Origin of the sequence: Ochrobactrum sp. SSR (genome assembly GCF_030067775.1) — a bacterium.
In the GTDB taxonomy this organism is placed as follows: domain Bacteria; phylum Pseudomonadota; class Alphaproteobacteria; order Rhizobiales; family Rhizobiaceae; genus Brucella; species Brucella teleogrylli.
On record NZ_CP125969.1, the window covers coordinates 1886266 to 1911377 of the forward strand.

The window sequence follows — 25112 nt, forward strand, 5'->3', positions numbered from 1 at the left end:
GTCATGTATATTCTTGTTAGCGAACCGGATCGAGCCGCATCGGAATTCCGGCTTCGGCCATATAGCGTTTCGCTTCCCCGATCGAATAAGTGCCGAAGTGGAAAATTGAAGCGGCCAGCACGGCCGTCGCATGACCGTCGCGGATACCGGCCACCATGTGATCCAGATTACCGACACCGCCGGAAGCGATCACCGGCACGCGCACGCTGTCGGCCACTGCGCGGGTCAGCGCCACATCGTAACCCGCCTTGGTGCCGTCACGGTCCATCGAGGTGAGCAGGATTTCGCCTGCACCCAGATCGACCACCTTACGGGCGAATTCCACCGCATCGATGCCGGTCGTCTGGCGACCGCCATGGGTAAAAATTTCCCAGCGGTCCGCTTCGCCTTCGCCCGAAACCTTCTTGGCGTCGATGGCAACGACGATGCACTGGTTGCCGAACTTGTCCGCCGCCTCGGCGACGAATTCCGGGTTTTTCACCGCCGCCGTGTTGATCGACACCTTGTCGGCACCAGCCAGAAGCAGTTTGCGAATATCGGCAACCTGACGCACACCGCCACCGACGGTCAGCGGCATGAAGCACTGTTCCGCCGTGCGGGCCACCACATCGAAAATTGTCTCGCGATTGTCCGAAGACGCCGTGATGTCGAGGAAGCACAATTCGTCTGCGCCCGCTGCATCATAAGCGCGGGCGGCTTCCACCGGATCGCCCGCATCGATCAGATCGACAAAGTTGACGCCTTTGACGACGCGACCGTCCTTCACATCGAGACAGGGAATTACACGTGCCTTGAGTGTCATACTGTGGCCCTCAACAATGACAGTGCTTCCGCCGGATCGATGCGACCGTCATAAAGCGCACGGCCCGAAATCGCGCCTTCGAGCTTGCGCGCATCCGGCGCGGCCAGACGCTTGATGTCGTCTATCGAAGCAAGACCGCCCGATGCGATCACCGGAATGGATACCGCTTCGGCGAGCGCCAATGTCGAATCCCAGTTAATTCCGGCCAGAACGCCGTCGCGGTCGATATCCGTATAGATGATGGCGGCAACGCCTGCGCCCTCGAACTTCTTCGCCAGTTCGATCACGCCAAGTTGTGAGGCTTCGGCCCAGCCTTCAACGGCGACCTTGCCGCCCTTGGCGTCGATACCGACAGCGACCTGTCCCGGAAACGCCTTGCAGGCTTCGATCACCAGCGCCGGGTCCCGCACGGCAACCGTGCCGAGGATAACGCGACGCAGTCCCTTGGACAGCCAGTTCTCGATATGCTGCAAGGTGCGAATGCCGCCACCCAGCTGCACCGGATTTTTGGTGGCCTTGAGGATTGCCTCGACCGCTGCGCCATTGACGCTTTCGCCTGCGAAAGCGCCATTGAGATCGACCACATGCAGCCATTCAAAGCCCTGATCTTCAAAGGCCTTGGCTTGCGCAGCCGGGTCGGTGTTGTAGACGGTGGCCTGATCCATGTCGCCGAGCTTCAGGCGCACACATTGACCGTCTTTCAAATCGATGGCGGGAAAAAGGATCATGTCTTCAAGGCTTCCATTTCAGGAAATTGGCAATGAGCGAAAGGCCGAGCAGCTGGCTCTTTTCCGGGTGGAACTGGGTTCCCACCATATTGTCGCGACCGACAGCGGCGGTAACATCGCCACCGTAATCCGTCACGGCCAGAACCTCGTCCGCCTTCTTCGCGTCGAACATATAGGAATGGACGAAATAGGCGTGCAACCCGTTCTCGCCGGTCTTAATGCCGTCGAAAATCGGATGCGCCTGATGCGATTGTTTCACGTGAATCCGATTCCAGCCGATCTGCGGAATCTTCAGTGTCGGATCAGATGGCGTCATTTCGCGTACATCACCCGCGATCCAGCCCAGACCTTCGGTCACGGTCTTTTCCAATCCGCGCTCGGACATGAGCTGCATGCCGACGCAGATGCCGAGAAACGGATGGCCCTTCTGGATGACAACCTCATCGAGCGCTTCAACCATGCCCGACACGGCGTGGAGACCGGCACGGCAATCGGCATAAGCGCCAACGCCCGGCAGCACTACGCGGTCGGCAGAGGCCACCCGTGCGGCATCCGCCGTCAGTTCGATTTCGGCATTTATGCCGCTTTCGCGGGCGGCGCGCTCAAAGGCCTTGGTGGCCGAGCGAAGATTGCCGGAACCATAATCGATTATCGCAACACGCATTTTCAGTTTTCTCCGCGATGACCCACGAAGCCGATCGTGGAGCCAGTAGAGGAATAAGTGGGACGCAGGGACGCCTTGTCCCATCGATGGGCAGAAACCGGCTCCGATGCAGGGACAGGCTTTTCCGCGAGAGTGGTTTCAGCCGCCGCACGCCCGAAGAAATAGCGGATTTCCGCCTCGTCGAGATCGCTGGCGTCGATTGCCGCCCGTTCGATATAGCCCTGACGCTTCAGTTTCGCGATTTTCCAGTTCGCACCTTCAAAGGCGACGAACAGAGAAACGATCAGCGTCAGCAGAGGAACCGCCTCGGCAATGCCGAAGTAACTCCCGGCAAAACCGAGCAGAGCCGTGACACCGAGAATGGCGAAAGCCTCGAACCAGAGGCGTTGCGCCAGAAGCCAGACAAAGGGCAGAACCAGCGCCAGAACATGGAAACCGTCACGCACGAACACGGAATGTTCAACGCTCGTCCCGCCGCGCTTCTTTTTGAAAGACGCTTCGGTCGGTTCCAGAATGACGAACTGGGCCATGAATTATCCCTTCAGCGACCCCTTGGTGGAGGGGATTGCATCCTTCTGGCGCGGATCGGTTTCCAGCGCCGTGCGCAGAACCCGGGCCACCGCCTTGAAGATCGACTCGGCGATATGGTGATTATTGGCGCCATAATGATTGTTGATATGCAGCGTAATACCTGCATTCATCGCAAAGGCCTGGAAGAATTCGCGCACAAGCTCGGTATCGAAGGTGCCGATCTTGGCCGTCGTGAAGTTGACATTCCACACCAGAAAAGCGCGACCGGACACATCGACCGCAGCCCCGGTCAGCGTGTCATCCATGGCGAGATTAAGCGAGGCATAGCGCACGATGCCGCGACGCTCGCCGAGGGCCTTGGCGACGGCCTGACCGAGCGCGATGCCGGTATCCTCAACCGTGTGATGATCGTCGATATGCAAGTCGCCCTTGGCCATGACGCGCATATCAATGAGCGAATGTCGCGAAAGCTGCTCGAGCATATGATCGAAGAAGCCGACACCGGTGGTGATGTCGAACTTGCCGACGCCATCCAGATCGACAGAAACGGCAATGCTCGTCTCTTTCGTGGAGCGTTCGATACTTGCCTTGCGGGTGCTTTCAGCGGTCATAAGCGGTCCTCATTGGGTACTGGACGCGTTCTAGAACAGCTTGCCCGCTTTGCCAAATGCTTTCGGCAATCCGGCAAGCAGCAATTCGGCATTTGCAATTCAGTATTTGCAATTCAGGGGGCTGTTCTTAAATATCCACATTGAAACGCGATTCATCCGGCAAAATCACCGGCTGGCGCGGTTCACCCTCAGATGAAGGGGCTTGTGGGATCGCCGTCCGGGATTGCATGAGCCGCCAAAGGAGCATCCATGATCGAACACAATCCCACAACGATTTACGGCACGACCATCGTGACCGTCCGCAAGAACGGCAAGGTCGTGATTGCAGGCGACGGCCAGGTCTCGCTCGGCAATACCGTCATGAAGGGCAATGCGCGCAAGGTTCGCCGCATCGGCAAGGGCAATGTCATTGCCGGTTTCGCTGGTGCCACCGCCGACGCCTTCACCCTTCTCGAACGCCTTGAAGCCAAGCTGGAACAATATCCCGACCAGCTGATGCGCGCTTCTGTCGAACTCGCCAAGGACTGGCGCACCGACCGCTATCTGCGCAAGCTCGAAGCAATGATGCTTGTCGCCGACAGCAAGGTGACGCTGGCGCTTACCGGCACCGGCGATGTGCTTGAACCGGAACATGGCGTGATGGCCATCGGTTCGGGCGGCAATTATGCGCTGGCTGCGGCCCGTGCGCTGATCGACACCGACAAGTCGGCCGAAGAGATCGCCCGCAAGGCCATGGAGATCGCAGCCGATATCTGCATCTACACCAACCACAATATCCTCGTGGAAAGCCTGGACGCAGAATGAGTTCGCTTGCGCAGGTCACCAAACCGAGTGCACAACGCTGGGGCCTGGGCGTCCTGATCGTCATTGCCATTGTTGCGGTGCAAGCCATCTGGCTGCATCTCGACGGGCGGATTGCCATGTGCGAATGCGGCACCATAAAATTATGGTCGGGTTCGCTGAAATCGGAGAATTCGCAGCATATTGCCGACTGGTATACGCTGTCGCATATCATCCATGGCTTTCTTTTTTACTGGCTGTTCACGGTTATCGCGCCCAAAGCCCCGCTCGGCTTGAGACTTGCGGCTGCGGTCGGCATCGAAGCGGTATGGGAACTGGTCGAAAACTCGAATTTCATCATCGAGCGCTATCGCGCCAATACGTCCTCCGTGGACTATTTCGGCGACAGCATCGTGAATTCAGTTTCCGATACGCTCGCCGCCGCGCTCGGCTTTCTGATCGCAGCAAAGCTGCCAACCAAAATCACCGTCGCCATCGCGCTCTTCTTTGAAATTCTGGCGCTGATCGTCATTCGCGACAATCTTACGCTCAACGTGATCATGCTGCTGCATCCGTTTGAGTTCATCAGGCAGTGGCAAAGTGGGTTGTAAAATGAGTAACTTCTCCCCCCGTGAAATCGTTTCGGAGCTTGATCGCTTCATCATCGGCCAGAACGACGCCAAGCGCGCCGTGGCCATCGCCTTGCGCAATCGCTGGCGCCGCCAGCAGCTCGAAGGGCAGATGCGCGAAGAGGTCATGCCGAAGAACATTCTCATGATCGGACCGACCGGCGTGGGCAAGACGGAAATCTCGCGCCGTCTCGCCAAGCTTGCAGGCGCACCTTTCGTCAAGGTCGAAGCCACCAAGTTCACCGAAGTCGGCTATGTCGGCCGCGACGTCGAACAGATCATCCGTGACCTCGTTGAAGTCGCCATCGGGCTCGTGCGTGAAAAACGCCGCGAAGACGTGAAGGCCAAGGCGCATCTGAACGCCGAGGAACGCGTTCTCGAAGCTCTGGTCGGCAAGACGGCAAGCCCTGCCACCCGCGACAGCTTCCGCAAGAAGCTGCGCAACGGCGAGCTGGACGACAAGGAAATCGAAATCGAGGTCGCCGATACCGGATCGAACTCGAATTTCGAGATCCCGGGAATGCCGGGTGCCAATATCGGCGTGCTCAACCTGTCGGACATGCTGGGCAAGGCGATGGGCGGGCGCACCAAGACGCGCAAGACCACGGTGAAGGATTCCTATGCGATCCTCGTCAATGATGAATCCGACAAACTGCTCGATCAGGACCAGATCGTGCAGGAAGCGCTGCGCGTCACCGAAGACGAAGGCATCGTGTTCATCGACGAGATCGACAAGATCGCCTCCCGCGAAGGCGGGGGTGGGGCTGGCGTTTCACGCGAAGGCGTGCAGCGCGATCTGCTGCCGCTCGTCGAAGGCACCACGGTTGCGACCAAATACGGGCCGGTGAAGACGGACCATATCCTCTTCATCACCTCCGGCGCGTTCCACGTGTCGAAGCCGTCCGATCTTCTGCCGGAATTGCAGGGCCGCCTGCCGATCCGCGTCGAGCTTTCCGCTCTGACGCGCGAAGACTTCCGCCGTATCCTCACAGAAACGGAGGCAAGCCTGATTAAGCAGTATATTTCGCTGATGCAGACGGAAGAAGTGACGCTGTCCTTTACCGACGACGCCATTGACGCTCTGGCCGATATCGCGGTCGATCTCAATGCGACGGTCGAAAATATCGGCGCGCGTCGCTTGCAGACGGTGATGGAAAAGGTTCTGGACGAGATTTCGTTCACCGCTCCGGACAAGACCGGCGCGACCTTCACCGTCGACGCCAATTACGTGAAGGACAAGGTGGGCGCTCTGTCGAAGAACACCGACCTGTCGCGCTTCATTCTGTAAACCGCGACAATAAAGTGACCGGAAAGCCACGGCCCTAGTCGCTTTCATGCTTCTAAAAAGAAACCCCTCGACTTGCGTCGGGGGTTTTCTATTTTGCCCGCGAATTGACGATCCATTTACCATATTGGGACTGCTTCCGCACAATGATGAGCAACAGTACACTGAACCGCATTGCTGGCTTTTGTTTCCGCGCCATGTCCAATGCAAAACCGGTTTCCGCTGTTGCTGGCGCTGCCTTGGCCTTCATGCTTGCAAGCCAGAGCGCCTATGCGGTGACGGTCGTGCCGCCCGGCAACCGCAATGCAGAGCAGCCGCCCATTCCCGGCGCTTCGGCCAAGCGCACGCGGGAACTCAGTACCACCTATGAGAAGAAGTACCAGAAGATCTATAATCTTCTGAAGAAGGACGCCTCGCTGCGCTCGAAAATCCGGTCGACCGCCGCAGCCTATGGCATCGATCCCATTCATATCGTTGGCGCGATTGTTGGCGAACACACCTATAATGTCGATGTCTATGACCGGCTTCAGACCTATTATGTGAAAGCCATGTCCTATGTGAATCAGGGCGTGAGCTTCGGCTATAATGGCGAAAGCATCGGGCAATTCATCAAGCGGCCTGAATTTGCCGACTGCCTGAAGTTCAAGGATAGCTATTCGCTGTGGTCCTGCCGGGAAAATGTCTGGAACAAGACTTTTCGCGGCAAATCGGTGGGCGGGAACTCTTATCCCAACAATCGGTTCAGCGCCGTGTTCTTCCAGCCCTTCTATGCCGGGCAGACATTTGGCCTTGGCCAGATCAACCCGCTGACCGCCTTGCAGATGTCCGACATGGTGAACCGCGTTTCCGGCCTGCCGAAACTCGATGCCGAAGACGGCAGCGTCGTCTACAAGACCATCATGGACCCGGACCTGACGCTGCCTTACATCGCGGCGACACTGAAACAGTCGATCAATTCCTATCGCCAGATTGCCGGTTTCGACATTTCCAAAAAATCCGGGTCTCACCGCCACGCTCTATAATACCGGCGGCGCCGATGCCCGCGCCCGTGCGCTGGCAAATGAGAATGCTGGGCGCTCCGACCCGCAATTGCCGCAGGAAAATTACTATGGCTGGCTGGTCAATACCAAGCTGGATGAACTGAAGGCGCTGTTCTGACAGGAAGTCGCATTCAGGCCTTCGGTATGATGCCCCGGCGGCGCTTGCGCGCCGTCTCTATATCATCGCTCAGGCGTTTGATGGTTTCCTTGTCGATGATGCGGATATTGCGCGCCAGAAGATTGGCAAGCTCCGTTGCCTGCGGCGACAGGCCTGATGTATCGATCACCACGCGCGGATGCGAAACAGCCGCAAGGCTTTGCAGCTCTTCCGCTTCATCCCAGATGATATTGAAAAATGTGATGATGCGCTGGAGCAAATCCCAGGTCGGTTGACCGCGCCGTCCATGTTCCAGCGCCGAGAGATAGGCGGGTGAAACGCGCAGCGCCGCCGCCATTTCCTTCTGCGTCACGCCGCGCTCTTCGCGCAGTTCCCGCAATCGCTTTCCAAACGGGGTCATCGCTGCGGCCTGCCTCCGCTCAAACCGCCCAAGCCACCACCAAGCAGGTTCTGCTGGGTCTGGCGGCGCAACCGCACATAAAGCGCGCCGTGACCACCATGATGGCGCGCGGCGTCTTCATAGGCGCTGACCAGCAAACGGAACAGCGGCGTGGAGAACCAATGCGGCACGGCCTGACGCAAAATGCCCTCGCTGCCAAAAGACCGGCCTTTGCCGGTAATCACCATTACGTGGCGCAGACCGCGGGCATGAGCGCTGACCAGAAAGCTGTAGAGAAGCCCATGCGCCTCATTCTGGGTGAGGCCGTGAAGATCGATCCGCGCCTCGATATCGACCCGGCCTTTGGCGATCTTGCGATGGGTCGGCTTGTCCAGCGACTGGATTTGCATTTCACTGAGCGACGACAGGCCCTTTTTCGGCTTGTTTCCTTCATCGGCAGAGGTTTGCGGCATTTTCAGCGCCGGACGCTTTTCTTCTTCTGCCACCAGGGTCTTGAAATCGGGCAGCTCTTCCGCGACCGGTTTCTGCCGCGACAAGGGCTTCGCAGTCTTCGCAACCGTTTCCCAGAGAATGCGGTCTTCGGGCCGCAGATAATCCTTGCCGGATTTTTCGGTGTCGCGCGCCATGGTCACGCTCCCACCAGCTGGCGCGGCACGAGCGCGTAGAAATCCGCAGCGCTCTTGATGCCGCCCGCAATTTCGCCCGCTGCATCGCCGGAACCGGCGAACAGATCGCCGCGTGCCGGGCCGACAATGGCCGTACCGGTATCCTGTGCGATCATCAGGCGGGCGAAAGGCGCACCATCGAAAACAGTGACGGTCGGCGCATCGACATAAAACGGCGTGCCGAATGTATGCAGCAGCCGGTCAACAGCCAGCGACCGGCCCGCCGTCAGCGGAACCTTGGCGGCTGCAATCGGACCGGCATCGACATCGTCCACCGGCGCTTCCCGAAAGAAGATGTAGGACCGGTTCTGCCAGATCAGCGCATCCGCCTTGTCGGGATGATCCTTGAGCCAGCGGCGGATTGTCTGCATGGAAATATCGGCTGCGGGAATTTCGCCATTCGCCACCAGGATGCGCCCAATGCCCGTAAATGGATGCCCCGCCTTGGCGGCATAGGTGATGCGCATCATGCTGCCATCGTTGAGTTTCAGCCGGGCAGCGCCCTGAACATGGGCGAAAAATGCATCCACCCGGTCGGCAACGAAGGCAATCTCCAGTCCCCGCCCGGCGAGACTTCCCTGTTCGATCTGGCGGCGGTCGTCATATTCGACAAGCCCGGTATCTGTCTGGCGCGCAAAGGCGTAGGTCGGATCGAAACCTGCGGGACGGTTATCATCCGTCACCTTGACGAGATCGCCCGGTTTTCTCAGAAACGGCACCGTGAACCGTTCATCCGCAGTAAGGGATGCTTCGATTTCCGGCTCGTAAAAGCCGGTGACAAATCCCTGTTCCTGTTCGGGAACAATCTGGCATGGCACGAAATGCTGTTCGAAAAAGGCGCGGGCGGTGATCGTATCGGGATCATCCAGAAGCCGCGCTGCCGCAAAAACAGGTTCCAGCGCCTCAAAACTGATGCCGAGACTGCCGCTATGATAGGTGTTTTTAGCAGCGTAATCGGCGGAACGGCGGAAAGCGGCAAATGCCAGCGCCTGATCGTCCCGGTCCCAGCCGGGGCAATCGGAAAAACCCACCGGGCGGAAAATCCTCGCCAAGTCGCTCACAGCTACATCCGCTATCAAGTAAAAACAAAAAAGGCCGCTGAAATCAGCGGCCCGATTCATAAGCCTTCTCTTAATCTTCCGCTTCGGTCGCGACAAGCTTCCAGTTCGGATCACGCGAGCGCGTATCGCGGGCAAAGGTCCACAGGTCCTTGATCTCGACCACATTTTCCAGATCGCCGTCGATCAGCGTGCCTTCCTTGTCGAGCGTCGCCGAAATCATCTGGCTGACGATATTCAGCGTCACATGCGCCTCCGAGCCCTTCATTTCAGCAGCCGCGATTTCCGCCTTTTCGATGCCCACGAAGGAAGAGCGCACGCTTTCGCCGCGCTGCTCGCGCTCCTCGATGGCCGAAACGAAGCCTTCATAGACTTCCTTCGACAGAAGATTCTTCAAAACCTTGCGATCGCCATCGGCAAAGGACATCACAATCATTTCATAAGCGATCTTCACGCCATCGACGAAACGGGCTGGTTCGAAGGTGGGATCGGCGGCGTAAATGGCCCGCAGACCGTCATTGATCGGCGTTCCCGCCGCAGCAATCTTGTCGATTGCCGTAAAGTCCTTCTCACCGGCACGGCGCGGCAGAGCCACGACATTGTCAGTATCCGACCCGGCGGGCGCGGCATTGTCGGCGCTTTTGGCCGATGTATAGGGATCGAAGGGCGGCTTTTCATTTCCAGTACGGCGGCCAAGAACATTCCTCAGCTGGAGAAAAATGATCACCGCTGCGATGAAGAAGAAGATTGTGCCGAAGTCGAAAAAATTCCATGCCGCCTGCCATAGATTGAAGGAGAGGGCGTCAAATCCCTTCCAATCGTGAATTTCTGTTTCATACATATAGATCGGCAGGCGCAATCATTCAAATCCCGATCACGCGTACCTATTTGATATTTCATGTTAACAGTTTCATTTTCGTTCCGAACCTGAAAAAGCTACATTTGTCGCTATGTTCGCAACGTCAATCACACAACAAAAGGTCCTGACTCACGTGTCGTCTTCTTTCGCCCCTCTCGTCATGCTGGCAATGCCTTTCATCGAGATCGCCGGTTTTGTGATCGTCGGCAGCCATATCGGCGTATTCGCGACACTGGGTCTGGTGATCTTGAGCGCCATGCTGGGCTTTTTCCTGCTGCGTGTGCAGGGGATCGGCCTTCTCCAGCGCATCCGCACCGAAACGGCGGCAGGCCGCGTGCCGGATCGCGAAATGGTGCATGGCGCCATGCTGGTTCTGGCCGCGATCATGCTGATCGTGCCGGGCTTCGTGACCAGCACCATCGGCATTTTGCTGTTCATCCCGTTCATTCGCGATATCGTCTGGGAAAAATTCGTGCGTGGCCGCATGGTCGTCGCCACCTCGGCGCGCTATTCGGACGGCTATGGCCAGTATAAGCAACCGCGTGAAGATCGTGTCATCGATCTTGACCCCGAAGATTATACGACCAAGCCGAATGACAATTCGCCATGGAAAGGCGAGCGCAAAGACGGCTAACAGCAGCAATAGCTAACGTTAAAAGCCTTCCTTGCCTCATTCCCGTTCACATGCTAGCCAAGCATTCCAGTGGAGTTAATTTGACGTTTGAACGCCGTTCGACATAAGCGCAGCTTCAAACGTCAAATTTGAAAACTCCACTGAAGATTTAAAGTTGCTGGTGGTCTTTTGATTCCGACATTTGCCCAGCGGCTGTAGCACGGAAAGCAAATGTCGGAATCAGACCACCAGCCTTTTGGGGCAACGAGTTTAATTACCGAAAAGAAGGCATACCGATAATGAGCGATAAGGCCGCTGCGGGCGAAGTAAAGAATGGCAATGGCGCGACCGCCGAGCCGTCCCTCAACATTCTGGCGCAATATGTGAAGGATCTGTCCTTTGAAAGCCCGGGTGCGCCGCTGTCGCTGCGCCCGCGCGATAAGGCTCCTTCGATCAACATCAATGTCAACGTGAACGCCAATCCGCTTTCCGAAACGGATTTCGACGTCGTTCTGACGCTGGAAGCCAAGGCTATGGACGGCAAGGACGTTCTGTTCAACACGGAACTGGTCTATGGCGGCGTTTTCCGCATTGCTGGCATCCCGCAGGAACACATGCTGCCGCTGCTGTTCATCGAATGCCCGCGCCTGTTGTTCCCGTTCGCGCGCCAGATTATTTCTGACGCAACGCGCAATGGCGGCTACCCGCCGCTGATGATCGACCCAATCGATTTCGCGCAGATGTTCCAGCAGCGCATGGCCGAAGAACAGGCCAAGGCCGCCGTCAAAAGCTGAGCTCTACATACGGCTTGCAATAAAAACCCGGCTCAAGGCCGGGTTTTTTGTCATATTCATCCAAAAATTCAGGCCAAATATTTTTTCCAGATTGCCTTGTCACCCATACCCTCAATCAGTGCGGCATGGGCTGCACGTTCCGTTTCGCTGATGCGGGGAGCAAGCGGGGCAGGGCGCACCGCCAGCACAATGGCGGCGCTGCCATCGGCTGCATTATCCCTGTTTGCCCCACCATCCTGGCTGAGACCAAGCGCCGTCTGCTTGCCGCCGATCAGCTCGATATAGACTTCCGCCAGAATCTGGGAATCGAGCAAAGCGCCGTGCAGCGTGCGGTGCGAATTGTCGATGCCATAACGCTTGCACAGTGCGTCCAGCGAATTCGGCCCCATCGGATGTTTGCGGCGCGCCAGCGCCAGCGTATCCACAATGCGCTCCGCAGCGATTTCCGGTTTTCCAAGACGCGCGAGTTCGGCATTCATGAAGCCAAGGTCGAACATGGCATTGTGCGCGACCAGCTTGGCGCCGTCGAAGAATTCCAGAAACTCGTCCAGAATTTCAGCAAAAGTCGGCTTGTCCAGCAATTGCTCATTGCTGATGCCATGCACGGCCAGCGCTTCCGCATGCACCTGACGTCCCTGCGGATTGATGAATTTATGGAATGTGCGGCCTGTGGGAAACTTGTTGATCAGTTCCACGCCGCCAATTTCGATCACGCGATCCTCCAGCCTTTCCAGACCGGTGGTTTCGGTATCGAAAACGATCTCACGCATTGAAGAACCTCTCAAGGGATTATCTCGAACCTTATAGCACGACGAATGCGGCTATTCGGTCGCGACCGCCGGCTTTCCACTCAATTTCTCGATGACCGCTGTAATCTGCTGACGCAAATTGTCAAAACTGCCGCTGGTATCGAGCACGAAATCGGCACGGGCGCGCTTTTCGGCATCCGGGATCTGACGCGCGAGAATGGCGTCGAGCTTTTCTTCTGTCATGCCGGGCCGCGCCAGAACGCGGGCGCGCTGAATATCGGCAGGCGCAGAGACGACTACGATCCTGTCCACGCGCTTTTCGCCGCCGGTTTCAAAAAGCAGCGGAATATCGACCAGAGCGATGGCCGAGCCTTGCGCTTCCGCCTCACGCAGAAACGCTTCTTCTTCCTCGCGCACCAGCGGATGCACGATGGCTTCCAGCTTCTTCAGGGCATCCGGCTTGCCGATCACCGTAGCGGATAGTTTTTCACGGTCCACGGTGCCGTTCGTCACCGTTCCGGGAAAAGCCGCCTCGATCAGCGGCGCGGCACGGCCTGAATAAAGCCGGTGGACTGCATCGTCGGCGCTATAAACAGGAATACCCGCCTCGGCAAACATATTGGACGCCGTGGTCTTTCCCATGCCGATGGAGCCTGTCAGTCCGAGAATGATCATAGAGCGCCAGCCTTTGCCATATCCGCCAGAATATGCTCCCGCAGCGCCGCCGTCACCTCAGGCTTTTGGCCAAACCAGCGTTCGAAACCCGGGACTGCCTGATGCAACAACATGCCAAGCCCGTCCACGGTGTTCAGTCCGGCCTCTTCCGCAGCTTTCAGAAAGGGCGTTTTGAGCGGAACATAAACAATATCGGTCGCGATGACGCCTTCCGCTGCGACGCTCAGATCAAGCGGAAACCTGCCTTCGTCATCCTGATCGCCGCCATGACCGCTCATGCCGAGCGAGGTGGTGTTGACGATCAGCCCGGCATCAGCAACGCGTTGCTGCGCGGCATCCCAGCCGGAGGCCGAAACGGCAGCGCCGAAATGCGCGGCCAGTTCTTCTGCCCGGCTTGCCGTGCGATTAGCGATCCAGACCTTTGAAAAGCCGCGCGACAAAAGCGCGTGAACGACGGCGCGGCTTGCGCCGCCCGCACCCAGAACAAGCGCCGTTTCGGCGTTGTCCCAGCCCGGCGCATAATCGTCGAGATTGGCGGCGAAGCCATAGGCATCCGTATTGCCGCCGCGCAGCCTGCCGCCTTCAAACCACAGCGTGTTGACCGCGCCGATGGCCGTTGCGGCACCATCAAGGCTTTCCGCTGCCGCAAAAGCCGCTTCCTTATGCGGGATCGTGACATTGCCGCCCGCGAAACCATTGGCTGCAAGCGCTGCGGCGAAAGCCGCGAAATCTTCCGGTTTGACCTCGATCGGTTGGTAAGAACCGTCAATGCCGAGCGTTTCCAGCCAGAATCCGTGGATCAATGGGGAACGCGAATGTTTGATCGGAAAGCCGGTGACGAAAGCCTTCGGTCCCGCCACGGATGTCGTGTCAGCCATCGATAAGTTGTTCCTTGCGCAGTTCGGCAAGCAGCGGCAGCAGCGGCAGGCCGACAATCGTGAAATAATCGCCTTCGATTTTTTCGAAAAGCTGGATGCCCGGACCTTCCACCTGATAGGCGCCGACGCTGGAAAGCGCGCTGTCGCCAACCCGACCGAGATAGCGCCCGATAAAAGCCGGGCTCAATGCCCGCATTGTCATGCGCGCCACCGAAACGTGACGCCATAGAGTCTCGCCGTCCTTCACCAGAACCACCGCGCTGTTGAGCTGGTGCGTCTTGCCGGAAAATTGCAGAAGCTGGCGACCCGCCGCTTCCATATCGGCGGGCTTGTGGAAAATATCTTCACCGAGCGAGAGAGTCTGGTCGCAGCCGATCACCACGGCGCCAGGATTTTTCTCGCTCACGTCCAGCGCCTTGGCTTCAGCCAGAACCTGCGCCACATCTTCCGGCGTAGCGCCCGTTTCATAAAGCGGGGCTTCGACGGCGCGCTCATCGATATCGGCACTTTCGTTCGAAAATTCGATACCTGCATTTTTCAACAGCGCAGAACGGAACGGGCTTTTGGAAGCAAGAATGAGCCTGGTTGTCATGACTGAAATCCTTCGTTCTTTCCAGATCGCAAAAGCGCCAATATGGCGGCTGCCGTTTCCTCGATGGAACGGCGCGATACATCGATGATCGGCCAGCTGTGCCGGTTGCAGATGTTACGCGCATAGGCCAATTCTTCAGAAATTGACACCCGGTCCGTATAAAGTCCCGTATCGAGCGACGGCACACTGCCAAGCGGGCGGTTCTGGCGGATTTGCGAAATCCGCTCGGCGGTCGCCACCAGCCCCACAATCAGCGGTCGCTTGGCCGTGAACAGCACTTCGGGAATAGGAATGCCCAATACGATTGGCACATTGGTCGCCTTCACGCCGCGATTGGCCAGATAAATACTGGTCGGCGTCTTGGACGTGCGCGAAATACCGACCAGAATGACGTCCGCCTCCTCGATATCGAGCGGCAATTGCCCGTCATCGTGCTCCATCGTGAAATTGAGCGCGTCGATCCGGCGGAAATAATCGGCATTGAGCACATGCTGCGCGCTGGCGCGGCGGTGTGCGGGCGCGCCGAGATAGGATTGAAACGTGGTCAGCACCGGTTCCAGCACAGACACGCTTGGAATACCCATTTCCGCACAGGACTGATCGATGATCGCAGCCAGTTTCTGATCCACAATCGTATAAAGCACAATGCCAGGTTCGGCGTCGATGCCTTCCAGAACCTTGCGCAACTGCTTCTCGGTGCGGATCAGTGGATAAATATGCTCGATGGCCCGCGCATTGGCATATTGCGCCGCCGCAGCGCGCCCGGCTGCAAGGAGAGTCTCTCCGGTCGCATCAGAAATCAGATGGAGATGAAAGTAGGAAAGCGGTCTGGTCACAGTTTTGTTGCCCTCCTGTTGACGGCTGTGCGTAAGCCCGAGGCTTCTTCCACAAGCCATGGCAGGCCGTGGAAAAATTGGCAAGTCATCCACAGCGGGCGAACATGTGAGAAGCCGCCATCAACATGTGTGGACAAGACTCGCAAAATCGGGAAACCTCTCAATAATTCCCAGCTTTTCCACAAAAGCTCATGAACTGCGTCAATTGGTAACCCTTTATATTAAAAGAGGGAATTGAGTTTTTTCCGTTTTCGGTCAGACTGGCGGCGAAAAATTGCACAGGATGCGTTGGCAATTTCTGAACTGTGGGGAAAACCGGAACAGACCTTAATCCCCGATTCCAACAGACTCTAAGAATCAAAAGATTCCTGAATCATCCTTTCTTTATGAGAACCGGACTGGATAACTTCAGACCAAAACCGGATCAGACAACCAACAGGGCGGAAAAAAATCAGATGAAGCGCAAAGTCTTGAGAGTGATCGACGGTGAAGCGGTCTTTCCACCTCCCATCTGGATGATGCGTCAGGCCGGTCGCTACCTTCCGGAATATCGCGAGACACGGAAGAAGGCAGGGAGCTTTCTCGATCTGTGTTATTCACCCGACCTGGCAGTCGAAGTGACGCTTCAGCCGATCCGCCGTTTTGGCTTTGATGCAGCCATTCTGTTTTCCGACATTCTGGTCATCCCTCACGCCCTTGGACGTGACCTTCGCTTTGAAGAAGGCAGGGGGCCTTTGATGACCCCGATCGACGCGGACGAGATATTCTGGCTTGAGACCGAAGGTGTCGCCAAACGGCTGGAGCCGGTCTACGAAACGGTTCGGCTACTGCGCGAGCAACTGCCCGACGAAACGACGCTGCTTGGCTTCTGTGGCGCGCCCTGGACCGTTGCGACCTATATGATCGCCGGTCACGGTACACCGGATCAAGCGCCAGCCCGCCTTTTCGCCTATCGTTTCCCGGAAGCCTTCGAAAAGCTTTTGAATGATCTGGCGGATGTGTCCGCCGAATATCTCATCGAACAGCTGGATGCAGGCGCGGACGCCGTACAGATTTTCGATTCCTGGTCTGGTGTTCTGGACGAAGATTGCTTTGAGCGGTTCTGCATCCAGCCGGTGGCGCGGATCGTTCAGAAAGTTCGCGCGGTCTATCCCGAAGCCCGCATTATCGGTTTCCCGAAGGGAGCCGGAATGCTTTATGCGGGCTACCGCGAAAAGACGGGCGTGGACGTGCTCGGCCTCGACTGGTCGGTTCCGCTCAATTTCGCCGCCGCCTTGCAGGAAGATGGCGCCATTCAGGGCAATCTCGATCCGTTGCGCGTTGTCGCGGGCGGTTCGGCACTCGATGAAGGTGTAGACGCGATCCTGGAACGTCTCGGGAAAGGTCCGCTGATCTTCAATCTCGGACATGGTATTACGCCGCAAGCGCCGGTCGAGAATGTCCAGCGCATGATTGATCGCATTCGTGGAGAAAAATCGTGAGCCAGCCGACCTCGAAGGGCAGCACCAAGGCCGCCTATATTCGCATGATCGCAGCGCTTGTCATCGTGGTGCTTGGCGTTTGGGCATTGTTTCACGTGAATCCAACCGATGCCTATCTCTGGGTAAAGGCGGTTCACGTCATTGCCGTCATTGCCTGGATGGCCGGAATGCTCTATCTGCCACGGCTTTTCGTCTATCACACAGCGGCCGAGCCGGGCTCAGAAGCTTCCGAGACTTTCAAGGTGATGGAAAAGCGACTGCTGCACTTCATCATCAATCCCGCCATGGCGGTGACCTGGATCGCCGGTATCTGGATGGCATGGGAGATTTTCCGCTTCCAGGGCGGGTGGCTGCACGCCAAGCTGCTGCTGGTCGTGCTGATGTCCGGCATGCATGGCTATCTTTCGAAAGCGACACGCCTTTTCGCGGAAGACAAGAACACGAAATCGGCAAAGCACTGGCGAATCGTTAACGAAGTGCCAACGGTGCTGATGGTCCTGATCGTCATTCTGGTGATCGTGAAGCCATTTTAATTGCGGTTTTAAATGAAAAAGAAACCCGTTTGGTCGGGTTTCTGCCATTTTCTCGTTGCAGAATTTTTGCGCAGTCACTACATGTGACTTGCTCTTCATATTGCAAATCGATATGAAGGAAACCTCTTCCCTTCCTGATCGCAGGCCTTCGATGCCGGTCAAGCCAACCAGCTGACCAACTTTCCGAACAACTGCATTTTCTCCTTATATTTCAAAAGAGTTCCTCATCCATGCAGGAAATGAAACTACAAGAACTAAAAAATAAAACACCGGTTGAGCTGCTTGCTTTTGCCGAAACCCTTGAAGTCGAAAATGCGAGCGCGATGCGCAAGCAGGAACTGATGTTCGCGATTCTCAAGAAGCTGGCTTCGCAGGATGTCGAGATCATCGGTGAGGGCGTTGTCGAAGTGCTGCAGGACGGTTTTGGCTTCCTGCGCTCCGCCGACGCCAATTATCTGCCAGGCCCCGACGATATTTATATTTCCCCTTCGCAGTTGCGCCGCTTCTCGCTGAAGACCGGCGATACGGTTGAAGGCCCGATCCGTGGCCCGAAGGAAGGCGAGCGTTATTTTGCGCTTCTCAAGGTCAATTCGATCAATTTCGAAGACCCGGAAAAGATTCGCCACAAGGTCCACTTCGACAATCTGACGCCGCTCTATCCCAATGAGCGCTTCAAGATGGAACTCGAAGTTCCAACCTCCAAGGATCTGTCGCCGCGCGTCATCGATCTGGTTGCGCCGCTCGGCAAGGGCCAGCGCGGCCTGATCGTCGCTCCGCCGCGTACCGGTAAGACCGTTCTGTTGCAGAATATCGCGCATTCGATCACCGCCAATCATCCGGAATGCTATCTGATCGTTCTTCTGATCGATGAACGTCCGGAAGAAGTGACCGATATGCAGCGTTCGGTGAAGGGCGAAGTCATTTCGTCAACCTTCGACGAACCGGCTGCGCGTCACGTTCAGGTTGCCGAAATGGTCATCGAAAAGGCCAAGCGCCTCGTGGAACATGGCCGCGATGTCGTGATCCTGCTTGACTCGATCACCCGTCTTGGCCGCGCTTACAACACTGTTGTTCCGTCGTCGGGTAAAGTCCTGACCGGTGGTGTGGACGCCAATGCGCTCCAGCGTCCGAAGCGTTTCTTCGGTGCTGCGCGTAACATCGAAGAAGGTGGTTCGCTTACCATCATCGCGACCGCGCTGATCGATACCGGCAGCCGTATGGACGAAGTGATCTTTGAAGAATTCAAGGGCACGGGTAACTCGGAAATCGTTCTCGACCGCAAGGTTGCAGACAAGCGTATCTTCCCGGCTATGGACATTCTCAAGTCCGGTACGCGTAAGGAAGATCTGCTCGTCCCACGCGCCGATCTCCAGAAGATTTTTGTTCTCCGCCGTATCCTTGCGCCGATGGGCACGACCGATGCAATCGAGTTCCTCATCGACAAGCTCAAGCAGACCAAGAGCAATGGCGAGTTCTTCGATCTCGATGAACACGTAAGCTCCTTGCAGCTTTGCTAATCAAAAGCCACGCTGGGTAGCCGGCGTGGCTTTTTTGGTGTTCATGCTCCGCCGGTGAGAAGAATGCGCAAGGCTTCGCCGTTTTCCACGGGTGGCAGGCACACATGGCCTTTGCAGAACCACGCGGAGGGCTTGTCCGCCTTGGCTGTGCCGCCTGTGGGCAGGTTGATCTCAGCATCCGCTGTGAAACTGACGATCTTATCCATACGCCGCGGATCAGGGTTTCGATTCGCTATCGTAACAAGCTCATCCTGTTGGGATTGCGCGGCGACAACGAGCGACAGCGGTTCGGCTGCCATACGCGCAGCATTCAATATGCCGATCTGTCCATATTGCTGCGCGAATGCGCGGCCCAGTGCCTGCTCAATCAACGTCTCATTGCTTTGATAAAGCGCCATATCGCCGGGCGCGAGGAAAAGCCGCGTCAGCGCTTCAATGATCTGGCTGGTCGCACTGGGGATCGCCTCGTCATAATCGCCATAGGCGTGAAGAATAACATCGTCGGCATCGAGTGCCGAGAGGCGATAATTGCCGGACGCGTCCCGGTGATGTGCGTCGAGCGCTTGCTTCAGCTTCTGCGCATCATCCACATAAGCGCGGTCAGCACTTGCTTCATAGAGCGCCAGCGCTGCATTGATCATGCCGGCATAGTCTGTCGAAAGGGCAGGGTAGACCAGCCGATCTTCCACACGACAATGCGCCATTTGTCCCGCACGAAACGGCGCCATGATGGCGTGATAGGCTTCGATGGCGAGCGTGGTCCAGTCCGGTTTTGAAAAGCTCCGCCCTGCCTCTGCGAGTGCCCGGATTGCCAGTGCGTTCCAGTCGGTGAGCGCCTTATCATCCCGTCCGGGGCGAATGCGTGTTTCACGCTGTGCGAAAAGCTTCGTCTTGGCATCCCGTATCAACGGCGGAACCGACCCTCCACCATCGACGTCATGCAGGCGGTTCAGAATAGTATGGCCTTCCCAGTTGCCACTCGGTGTAACGCCATAGAAGGTCTTGAAAGCTGCGCTGTCTCCTCCCAGAACGCGGTCGATCTCTGCTTCGCTCCAGACGTAGAATCTTCCTTCCTCGCCTTCGCTGTCGGCATCCAGACTGGATGTGAAACTGCCGTCCGGCAGGCGCATTTCACGAACCAGCCAATCGATAGTTTCTTCGATTCGGTTACGGAACAAGTCATCCTTGGTTTCCGCATAGGCATAATTAGCGTGACGGATCAGTTGGGCATTGTCGTAGAGCATCTTTTCAAAATGTGGCACCAGCCAGTCCGCATCCGTGCTGTAGCGACAAAGACCACCGCCGAGATGGTCGTAAATGCCACCTTGCAGCATGGTTTTTAGCGAGTGGATAAACTTGTCCCTGCTATCGCTGTCGCGATTATAAAGCCAGGATAGCCACAGAGCGTCCATGAAAGGGGCATTGGGAAATTTCGGAGCGCCGTCAATACCACCCCGGACGGGATCGAACATGGTCGCGATCCGTGTGGCGATCGCATCGAAACGGGAAACTTCGTTCTGGCTACCTTCGCTCTGCGCAGCGAGCCTGCCTTCCAAATGATTGAAGACCGCTTCGGCATTATGTTTAATTTTTTCTTTATTTCCCTGCCAGAGACCATTCACCGCGTTCAGTACGTCGACAAAGCCCGGCATGTTGTAGCGCGCATGTCGCGGAAAATAGGTGCCGCCCCAGAACGGCTTGCCGTCAGGGCGCAGAAACATGGTCAAGGGCCAGCCGCCCTGCTGTCCCATGGCGCCAAGCGCTGCCATATAGATCTGGTCGATATCCGGTCGCTCCTCGCGGTCTACCTTCACATTGACGAACAGGTCGTTCATGACTGCTGCAACATCGGCATCTTCAAAAGACTCGTGGGCCATGACATGACACCAGTGACAGGCGGCATAGCCGATTGAAAGCAGGATAGGGCGGTTCAATTCCCGCGCTGCGTCGAGGGCTTCCTTTCCCCAGGGCTGCCAGTGAACCGGGTTGTCCGCATGTTGGCGCAGATAGGCACTGGGTTCCGCAGACAGCCTGTTTCTGCTGATATCCGTCATGAGGCTTCCCTTTCAGCGTTTGAATGAATATGCACTGAGCTTAATTTCAATCCTCTTGGCAAGATTGATATAGGTCAGGAAACGCAATGAACGACACCGCCGTGCATCACGATACGATTTTCGCACTGTCCAGTGGAAGGCTCCCGTCCGGTGTTGCTGTCGTGCGTGCGTCCGGCCCCAAAGTTCGATTCATTATCGAAACGATTATCGGCGGCGAAATCAAACCGCGCTATGCGGCCTATAAGACATTCCGTTCCCGAAATGGAGATGCGATCGATCGCGGATTGGCGCTCTTTTTCCCTGGACCGCATAGTTTTACCGGCGAAGACTGCGTTGAATTTCATCTTCATGGCGGTATCGCCGTCGTAGAAAAGCTGTTGCAGGAACTGAGTGAACTTGCCGGATGCCGCATTGCAGAAGCGGGCGAATTTACGCGTCGGGCCTTTACCAACGGAAAGATGGACCTGACAATTGCCGAAGGTCTCGCCGATCTGATTGCCGCAGAGACCGAAGGCCAACGACGCCTTGCCTTGCAGGTCGCTTCCGGCGCGCAACGTCAACTCTATACGGAATGGCGACAACGGCTTGTCCGTGCGCGTGCCTTCATTGAAGCCGAACTCGACTTTGCGGATGAAAGCGATGTGCCGGGTTCTGTTTCTGATCAGGTATGGCGATCTTTGCAAGCGCTGCATAAGGAAATTGAGCTGCACATTGCCAGCGGCAAACGCGCAGCCATGCTTCGCGACGGATTGCATGTGGTAATTGCTGGCGCTCCAAATGCCGGTAAATCGAGCCTGTTGAATTTTCTCGCCGGGCGTGAAGTGGCCATCATTTCCGATGAAGCGGGCACCACGCGCGACCTTCTGGAAGTCAAACTCGATCTCAATGGCATCCCGGTTTATGTCACCGATACGGCGGGGCTACGCGAGACCGAAAGTGTGGTGGAAAAAATCGGCATTGAGAGAGCTCGTGAAAGAGCGTCGGAAGCAGACCTTATTCTTCTGCTTGAAGATATGAGCGATCCGATTGACGTGGCGCTGGACGAAGCCGATGCCGAGATTTGGCGGATTGGAACAAAGGCCGATCTGACTGGTGCCCAAACCGAACAATGGACATTTCAAATCTCCATCAAAGACGGTTCAGGATTGGAAGAGCTTCTAGCCAAACTCCTGACGTTTGCCGAAGAACGCATTGGTCAGATCAATGATGCTGTTCCCACACGACAGCGCCATATAAATTTGCTCCGCTCGACACTGAGCGAGATCGAAATCGCTGCCAGCCGGGATGATCTTCCGCTGGAACTGCGTGCCGAGAACATGCGCCGAGCCTCGCAATATCTGGGACGTATCACAGGCGATGTGGATGTCGAAGAAATTCTGGATGTGATCTTTTCGCAGTTCTGCATTGGCAAGTGATTCACGTGAAACATTGCCTCGCGAAGCACCGATAAAGCTCGTGGAATGTTTCACGTGAAACATCTGTGGAATCCGCTGATGCCGGTTGACTCCATCTGATCTTCATGAGTCAGCGACCTTGAACGCTTTAAATTGATCACTCGTCACGCTTTTATCCTTCCGTTTCAAACGCTTTCATGGCAAAAGCTGTCTCTTAATCCAAGGATGCGAGAAATGAGTTCGGCTGAGTCTACAGTCTTCGATGTTATTGTTGTCGGTGGCGGTCATGCGGGCTGCGAAGCTGCGTCGGCTGCTGCGCGCGCTGGCGCACGCACGGCATTGGTGACGCATCGCTTTGATACCATTGGCGTTATGTCCTGTAATCCGGCTATTGGTGGTCTGGGGAAGGGGCATCTTGTTCGCGAGATTGATGCGTTGGACGGTTTGATGGGTCGCGTTGCCGATAAGGCAGGCATCCAGTTCCGCCTACTGAACCGACGCAAGGGACCAGCCGTTCGCGGCCCTCGTACCCAAGCTGATCGCAAACTTTATCGTCTTGCAATGCAGGACATAATCAGTAAGCAAGAGAATTTGACTGTCGTTGAAGGTGGTGCCTTCGATATCAAAACCGAGAATGGTAACGTCACTGGTGTCGTGTTGTCAGATGGTCGGCTGTTGAACTGCGGCGCTGTCGTGCTGACGACCGGCACATTTTTGAACGGCCTCATTCACATCGGCGAGAAGAAGATACCGGCTGGGCGCATGGGTGAGAATCCGGCACTTGGGCTTTCGGATACTTTGAAGACGCTTGGCTTTGCATTGGGGCGCCTCAAAACTGGCACGCCACCGCGTCTTGATGGGCGGACTATCGATTGGGCAAACCTCGAAACCCAGTCTGCCGATGAGAACCCGGTCCCGTTCTCTTTGATGACAGATCGCATTACGACGCCGCAGATCGACTGCGGTATTACGCGCACGACGCCGGAAACCCACGCGATTATTCGCGCCAATCTGCATCGCTCAGCCATGTATTCCGGTTCAATTGAAGGTATCGGCCCGCGCTATTGCCCTTCGGTTGAAGACAAGATCGTCAAGTTCGGGGATCGCGACGGCCACCAGATATTCCTGGAGCCGGAAGGTCTGGATGACGATACCGTCTATCCGAATGGTATCTCGACCTCTTTGCCGGAGGATGTGCAGCTTGCAATCCTGAAGACCATACCCGGTCTTGAGAAGGCAGTGATGCTGCAGCCCGGCTATGCAATCGAGTATGACTTCATCGATCCGCGCGAGCTGAAGCGCAGTCTGGAAACGCGGCGCGTCAATGGTCTGTTCCTCGCTGGTCAGATCAATGGCACGACAGGATACGAGGAAGCGGGTGCCCAAGGTCTTCTGGCTGGCTTGAATGCGGCGCGGCGGGCAGGGGGCGATGAGCCGATCATCATCCAGCGCACCGAAGCCTATATCGGCGTGATGGTGGATGACCTCACGTCTCGCGGTGTCAGTGAGCCATATCGCATGTTCACATCACGCGCGGAATTCCGTCTTTCTTTGCGTGCGGATAATGCTGATCAGCGTTTGACGCCGCTGGCAGATCGTCTCGGTATATTAGGCGCAGAGCGCAAGAAGAGGTTTGATGAACGTCAGGAAGCATTGTCTGCCGCACGGGAATTGACACAGTCGCTGTCGATTACGCCAAATCTCGCAAGTCGTTATGATTTGCATCTCAATCACGACGGTGTTCGCCGCTCGGCCTATGATTTGTTGTCTTATCCTGATATTGACCTGGCGCGGTTGAATCCAATCTGGCCTGAACTCAAATCAATCGATCCGATCACGCGCGAAACGCTGGAAATTGAAGCGCAATATGCGGTCTATATGGAACGTCAGCAGACGGATATCGCTGTCATGGAACGTGAAGAGCGTTTGTTGATTCCCGCTGGTCTGGATATCGACGCGATTTCGGGCTTGTCCAATGAGTTGAAGCATAAGCTCAAGCAGCGTAAACCGGAAAAGATTGCCGAAGCGCAACGCGTCGACGGGATGACACCAGCTGCTTTGGCGCTGTTGATCGCACAAATCAAGAAGCATGGCTCGCGCCGACAGACCGCCACGGAACTGGCGGAAGGGAAGGGCGCGGCGTGAGTGCTATTATGAGTGCGGATCTTCGTTATGAAAGCCTTCGCCGGATCAGCCCCACTGTTTCACGTGAAACAGCGGATCGCCTGATTGCATTCGAAGAGCTGTTCCGAAAATGGTCAAAAGCGATCAATCTGGCCTCTCCATCGACATTGGCGGACCTTTGGAGCCGTCATATTCTCGATAGCGCGCAGGTTTTCCCGTTGGCGCCAAACGCTAAACGCTGGCTCGATATCGGCTCCGGTGGCGGATTTCCTGGCATCGTGACGGCCTGCTATCTGGCGGATCAACCCGATAGCCGTATCGATCTGGTGGAAAGTGCGGGCAAAAAGGCTGCTTTTCTGCGTACCGCTGCCGGTCATTTGAATGTTCCTGCTCATATTCATGCGGCTCGCATCGAGTCGATGTGGGAAAAAATCGAAACGCCGGACGTTGTTACCGCCCGCGCGCTCGCCTCATTGAATGATCTTTTCGGTTTGACGGAGCCCTGGCTCGTCAACGGCGCCAAGGCGCTTTTCCAAAAAGGTCGGGATTACCAGAGGGAAATCGATGAAAGCCGTGTCGGTTGGGATTTCGATCTGGTAAAACATCAAAGTGCTATCGATCAGACTTCGGTCATCCTCGAAATCAGCAACTTGCGACGCAAAGCAAATTGAATCCGAGAATTTGGCAGATCTGGAAAGCGGC

The 25112-nt window shown here is 56.5% G+C and carries 25 protein-coding genes and 2 pseudogenes; 12 read left to right on the forward strand and 15 right to left on the reverse strand.

Translation table 11 applies throughout. The features are described 5' to 3' along the window. Positions 1-16: 16 nt before the first annotated feature. From hisF to hisB, 5 genes are read right to left on the reverse strand one after another with little or no spacing between them, the layout of a single operon-like run. On the reverse strand, positions 17-802 hold the full coding sequence (hisF, locus tag QLQ11_RS08880) for an imidazole glycerol phosphate synthase subunit HisF (protein WP_078337642.1): 786 nt from the start codon (positions 800-802) through the stop codon (positions 17-19). Further along, positions 799-1530 (reverse strand): 1-(5-phosphoribosyl)-5-[(5-phosphoribosylamino)methylideneamino]imidazole-4-carboxamide isomerase, encoded by a 732-nt coding sequence (hisA, locus tag QLQ11_RS08885; RefSeq protein ID WP_109370036.1) that lies wholly within the window; start codon positions 1528-1530, stop codon positions 799-801. Before hisA ends, hisF begins: the two co-directional genes overlap by 4 nt. Before the next feature lie 4 nt (positions 1531-1534). After that, complete coding sequence (hisH, locus tag QLQ11_RS08890; protein WP_109370035.1) at positions 1535-2194, reverse strand: imidazole glycerol phosphate synthase subunit HisH; 660 nt, start codon at positions 2192-2194, stop codon at positions 1535-1537. A gap of 2 nt (positions 2195-2196) precedes the next feature. Continuing rightward, on the reverse strand, positions 2197-2724 hold the full coding sequence (locus tag QLQ11_RS08895) for a DUF2628 domain-containing protein (protein ID WP_109370034.1): 528 nt from the start codon (positions 2722-2724) through the stop codon (positions 2197-2199). A gap of 3 nt (positions 2725-2727) precedes the next feature. Then, the gene (hisB, locus tag QLQ11_RS08900) at positions 2728-3336 is read right to left on the reverse strand and encodes an imidazoleglycerol-phosphate dehydratase HisB (protein WP_109370033.1); all 609 of its coding nucleotides are present in this window, start codon (positions 3334-3336) and stop codon (positions 2728-2730) included. Positions 3337-3585: 249 nt separating this feature from the next. Between hisB and hslV the strand changes: the two genes are divergently transcribed. The 4 genes and pseudogenes from hslV to QLQ11_RS08920 all read left to right on the forward strand — a co-directional run bounded on the left by hslV (position 3586) and on the right by QLQ11_RS08920 (position 7188). Beyond that, a complete protein-coding gene (gene hslV / locus QLQ11_RS08905; protein ID WP_078337637.1) occupies positions 3586-4140 on the forward strand; it encodes an ATP-dependent protease subunit HslV in 555 nt (184 codons plus the stop codon). Further along, a complete protein-coding gene (locus QLQ11_RS08910; RefSeq protein WP_109370032.1) occupies positions 4137-4727 on the forward strand; it encodes a DUF2585 domain-containing protein in 591 nt (196 codons plus the stop codon). Before hslV ends, QLQ11_RS08910 begins: the two co-directional genes overlap by 4 nt. A 1-nt stretch (position 4728) precedes the next feature. Beyond that, entirely contained in the window at positions 4729-6033 is a 1305-nt protein-coding gene (gene hslU / locus QLQ11_RS08915; RefSeq protein ID WP_109370031.1) for an ATP-dependent protease ATPase subunit HslU, read from the forward strand. Positions 6034-6179: 146 nt separating this feature from the next. Continuing rightward, a pseudogene (locus QLQ11_RS08920) lies at positions 6180-7188 on the forward strand (DUF1402 family protein). Positions 7189-7201: 13 nt separating this feature from the next. Here the strand turns inward: QLQ11_RS08920 and QLQ11_RS08925 are convergent. Genes QLQ11_RS08925 through QLQ11_RS08940 form a run of 4 tightly spaced genes read right to left on the reverse strand, consistent with a single transcriptional unit; the run spans position 7202 to position 10170 of the window. Next, on the reverse strand, positions 7202-7588 hold the full coding sequence (locus QLQ11_RS08925; protein WP_109370029.1) for a helix-turn-helix domain-containing protein: 387 nt from the start codon (positions 7586-7588) through the stop codon (positions 7202-7204). Next, positions 7585-8214: a Smr/MutS family protein gene (locus tag QLQ11_RS08930; RefSeq protein ID WP_109370028.1), complete on the reverse strand. Its 630-nt coding sequence runs from the start codon at positions 8212-8214 to the stop codon at positions 7585-7587. Before QLQ11_RS08930 ends, QLQ11_RS08925 begins: the two co-directional genes overlap by 4 nt. A gap of 2 nt (positions 8215-8216) precedes the next feature. Then, positions 8217-9374, reverse strand: coding sequence for a murein transglycosylase A (locus tag QLQ11_RS08935; protein ID WP_371835862.1), 1158 nt, complete (start codon positions 9372-9374; stop codon positions 8217-8219). Positions 9375-9384: 10 nt separating this feature from the next. After that, complete coding sequence (locus tag QLQ11_RS08940) at positions 9385-10170, reverse strand: Tim44/TimA family putative adaptor protein (protein WP_371835863.1); 786 nt, start codon at positions 10168-10170, stop codon at positions 9385-9387. A gap of 133 nt (positions 10171-10303) precedes the next feature. Between QLQ11_RS08940 and QLQ11_RS08945 the strand changes: the two genes are divergently transcribed. Both QLQ11_RS08945 and secB read left to right on the forward strand, forming a co-directional pair. Then, entirely contained in the window at positions 10304-10804 is a 501-nt protein-coding gene (locus QLQ11_RS08945) for an FxsA family protein (protein ID WP_109370337.1), read from the forward strand. Between the two features lie 278 nt (positions 10805-11082). Beyond that, on the forward strand, positions 11083-11577 hold the full coding sequence (gene secB, locus QLQ11_RS08950) for a protein-export chaperone SecB (RefSeq protein WP_109370026.1): 495 nt from the start codon (positions 11083-11085) through the stop codon (positions 11575-11577). Between the two features lie 68 nt (positions 11578-11645). Here the strand turns inward: secB and dnaQ are convergent, their stop codons facing one another. The 5 genes from dnaQ to QLQ11_RS08975 are packed head-to-tail and all read right to left on the reverse strand — an operon-like array spanning position 11646 to position 15307. Continuing rightward, complete coding sequence (gene dnaQ / locus QLQ11_RS08955) at positions 11646-12347, reverse strand: DNA polymerase III subunit epsilon (protein WP_109370025.1); 702 nt, start codon at positions 12345-12347, stop codon at positions 11646-11648. Positions 12348-12398: 51 nt separating this feature from the next. After that, positions 12399-13001, reverse strand: a complete 603-nt coding sequence (coaE, locus tag QLQ11_RS08960) for a dephospho-CoA kinase (protein WP_109370024.1) — start codon at positions 12999-13001, stop codon at positions 12399-12401. Next, positions 12998-13879 carry a shikimate dehydrogenase gene (locus QLQ11_RS08965; protein WP_109370023.1) on the reverse strand — a complete coding sequence of 294 codons (882 nt, stop codon included), beginning with the start codon at positions 13877-13879 and terminating at the stop codon, positions 12998-13000. The genes coaE and QLQ11_RS08965 overlap by 4 nt, the downstream gene beginning before the upstream one ends. Further along, positions 13872-14471: a Maf-like protein gene (locus QLQ11_RS08970; RefSeq protein ID WP_109370022.1), complete on the reverse strand. Its 600-nt coding sequence runs from the start codon at positions 14469-14471 to the stop codon at positions 13872-13874. Before QLQ11_RS08970 ends, QLQ11_RS08965 begins: the two co-directional genes overlap by 8 nt. Continuing rightward, positions 14468-15307, reverse strand: coding sequence for a pyruvate, water dikinase regulatory protein (locus QLQ11_RS08975; protein WP_109370021.1), 840 nt, complete (start codon positions 15305-15307; stop codon positions 14468-14470). The genes QLQ11_RS08970 and QLQ11_RS08975 overlap by 4 nt, the downstream gene beginning before the upstream one ends. Before the next feature lie 455 nt (positions 15308-15762). Here QLQ11_RS08975 and hemE point away from each other — a divergent pair, with 455 nt between their 5' ends. The 3 genes and pseudogenes from hemE to rho all read left to right on the forward strand — a co-directional run bounded on the left by hemE (position 15763) and on the right by rho (position 18818). Continuing rightward, entirely contained in the window at positions 15763-16788 is a 1026-nt protein-coding gene (gene hemE / locus QLQ11_RS08980; RefSeq protein WP_109370020.1) for a uroporphyrinogen decarboxylase, read from the forward strand. Between the two features lie 44 nt (positions 16789-16832). Beyond that, the gene (hemJ, locus tag QLQ11_RS08985; protein WP_109370335.1) at positions 16833-17321 is read left to right on the forward strand and encodes a protoporphyrinogen oxidase HemJ; all 489 of its coding nucleotides are present in this window, start codon (positions 16833-16835) and stop codon (positions 17319-17321) included. 230 nt (positions 17322-17551) lie between these two features. Next, a pseudogene (rho, locus tag QLQ11_RS08990) lies at positions 17552-18818 on the forward strand (transcription termination factor Rho). A 61-nt stretch (positions 18819-18879) separates the two neighbouring features. On the opposite strand, the gene QLQ11_RS08995 reads toward rho, so the two are convergent. After that, positions 18880-20892 (reverse strand): thioredoxin domain-containing protein, encoded by a 2013-nt coding sequence (locus QLQ11_RS08995; RefSeq protein ID WP_283735976.1) that lies wholly within the window; start codon positions 20890-20892, stop codon positions 18880-18882. A gap of 86 nt (positions 20893-20978) precedes the next feature. Between QLQ11_RS08995 and mnmE the strand changes: the two genes are divergently transcribed. The 3 genes from mnmE (at position 20979) to rsmG (ending at position 25081) form a co-directional block, all read left to right on the forward strand. Further along, positions 20979-22307 carry a tRNA uridine-5-carboxymethylaminomethyl(34) synthesis GTPase MnmE gene (gene mnmE / locus QLQ11_RS09000; RefSeq protein WP_109370017.1) on the forward strand — a complete coding sequence of 443 codons (1329 nt, stop codon included), beginning with the start codon at positions 20979-20981 and terminating at the stop codon, positions 22305-22307. 213 nt (positions 22308-22520) lie between these two features. Then, positions 22521-24431, forward strand: a complete 1911-nt coding sequence (gene mnmG, locus QLQ11_RS09005; RefSeq protein WP_109370016.1) for a tRNA uridine-5-carboxymethylaminomethyl(34) synthesis enzyme MnmG — start codon at positions 22521-22523, stop codon at positions 24429-24431. Positions 24432-24439: 8 nt separating this feature from the next. Then, complete coding sequence (rsmG, locus tag QLQ11_RS09010) at positions 24440-25081, forward strand: 16S rRNA (guanine(527)-N(7))-methyltransferase RsmG (RefSeq protein WP_109370015.1); 642 nt, start codon at positions 24440-24442, stop codon at positions 25079-25081. Positions 25082-25112: the final 31 nt, after the last annotated feature.

Bases quoted from the DNA above. Each gene is read 5' to 3' on its own strand.
- hisF (WP_078337642.1), bottom strand. From the start codon at position 802: ATGACACTCAAGGCACGTGTAATTCCCTGTCTCGATGTGAAGGACGGT.
- hisA (WP_109370036.1), bottom strand. From the start codon at position 1,530: ATGATCCTTTTTCCCGCCATCGATTTGAAAGACGGTCAATGTGTGCGC.
- hisH (WP_109370035.1), bottom strand. From the start codon at position 2,194: ATGCGTGTTGCGATAATCGATTATGGTTCCGGCAATCTTCGCTCGGCC.
- QLQ11_RS08895 (WP_109370034.1), bottom strand. From the start codon at position 2,724: ATGGCCCAGTTCGTCATTCTGGAACCGACCGAAGCGTCTTTCAAAAAG.
- hisB (WP_109370033.1), bottom strand. From the start codon at position 3,336: ATGACCGCTGAAAGCACCCGCAAGGCAAGTATCGAACGCTCCACGAAA.
- hslV (WP_078337637.1), top strand. From the start codon at position 3,586: ATGATCGAACACAATCCCACAACGATTTACGGCACGACCATCGTGACC.
- QLQ11_RS08910 (WP_109370032.1), top strand. From the start codon at position 4,137: ATGAGTTCGCTTGCGCAGGTCACCAAACCGAGTGCACAACGCTGGGGC.
- hslU (WP_109370031.1), top strand. From the start codon at position 4,729: ATGAGTAACTTCTCCCCCCGTGAAATCGTTTCGGAGCTTGATCGCTTC.
- QLQ11_RS08925 (WP_109370029.1), bottom strand. From the start codon at position 7,588: ATGACCCCGTTTGGAAAGCGATTGCGGGAACTGCGCGAAGAGCGCGGC.
- QLQ11_RS08930 (WP_109370028.1), bottom strand. From the start codon at position 8,214: ATGGCGCGCGACACCGAAAAATCCGGCAAGGATTATCTGCGGCCCGAA.
- QLQ11_RS08935 (WP_371835862.1), bottom strand. From the start codon at position 9,374: ATGAATCGGGCCGCTGATTTCAGCGGCCTTTTTTGTTTTTACTTGATA.
- secB (WP_109370026.1), top strand. From the start codon at position 11,083: ATGAGCGATAAGGCCGCTGCGGGCGAAGTAAAGAATGGCAATGGCGCG.
- dnaQ (WP_109370025.1), bottom strand. From the start codon at position 12,347: ATGCGTGAGATCGTTTTCGATACCGAAACCACCGGTCTGGAAAGGCTG.
- coaE (WP_109370024.1), bottom strand. From the start codon at position 13,001: ATGATCATTCTCGGACTGACAGGCTCCATCGGCATGGGAAAGACCACG.
- QLQ11_RS08965 (WP_109370023.1), bottom strand. From the start codon at position 13,879: ATGGCTGACACGACATCCGTGGCGGGACCGAAGGCTTTCGTCACCGGC.
- QLQ11_RS08970 (WP_109370022.1), bottom strand. From the start codon at position 14,471: ATGACAACCAGGCTCATTCTTGCTTCCAAAAGCCCGTTCCGTTCTGCG.
- hemE (WP_109370020.1), top strand. From the start codon at position 15,763: ATGAAGCGCAAAGTCTTGAGAGTGATCGACGGTGAAGCGGTCTTTCCA.
- hemJ (WP_109370335.1), top strand. From the start codon at position 16,833: ATGATCGCAGCGCTTGTCATCGTGGTGCTTGGCGTTTGGGCATTGTTT.
- QLQ11_RS08995 (WP_283735976.1), bottom strand. From the start codon at position 20,892: ATGACGGATATCAGCAGAAACAGGCTGTCTGCGGAACCCAGTGCCTAT.
- mnmE (WP_109370017.1), top strand. From the start codon at position 20,979: ATGAACGACACCGCCGTGCATCACGATACGATTTTCGCACTGTCCAGT.
- mnmG (WP_109370016.1), top strand. From the start codon at position 22,521: ATGAGTTCGGCTGAGTCTACAGTCTTCGATGTTATTGTTGTCGGTGGC.
- rsmG (WP_109370015.1), top strand. From the start codon at position 24,440: ATGAGTGCGGATCTTCGTTATGAAAGCCTTCGCCGGATCAGCCCCACT.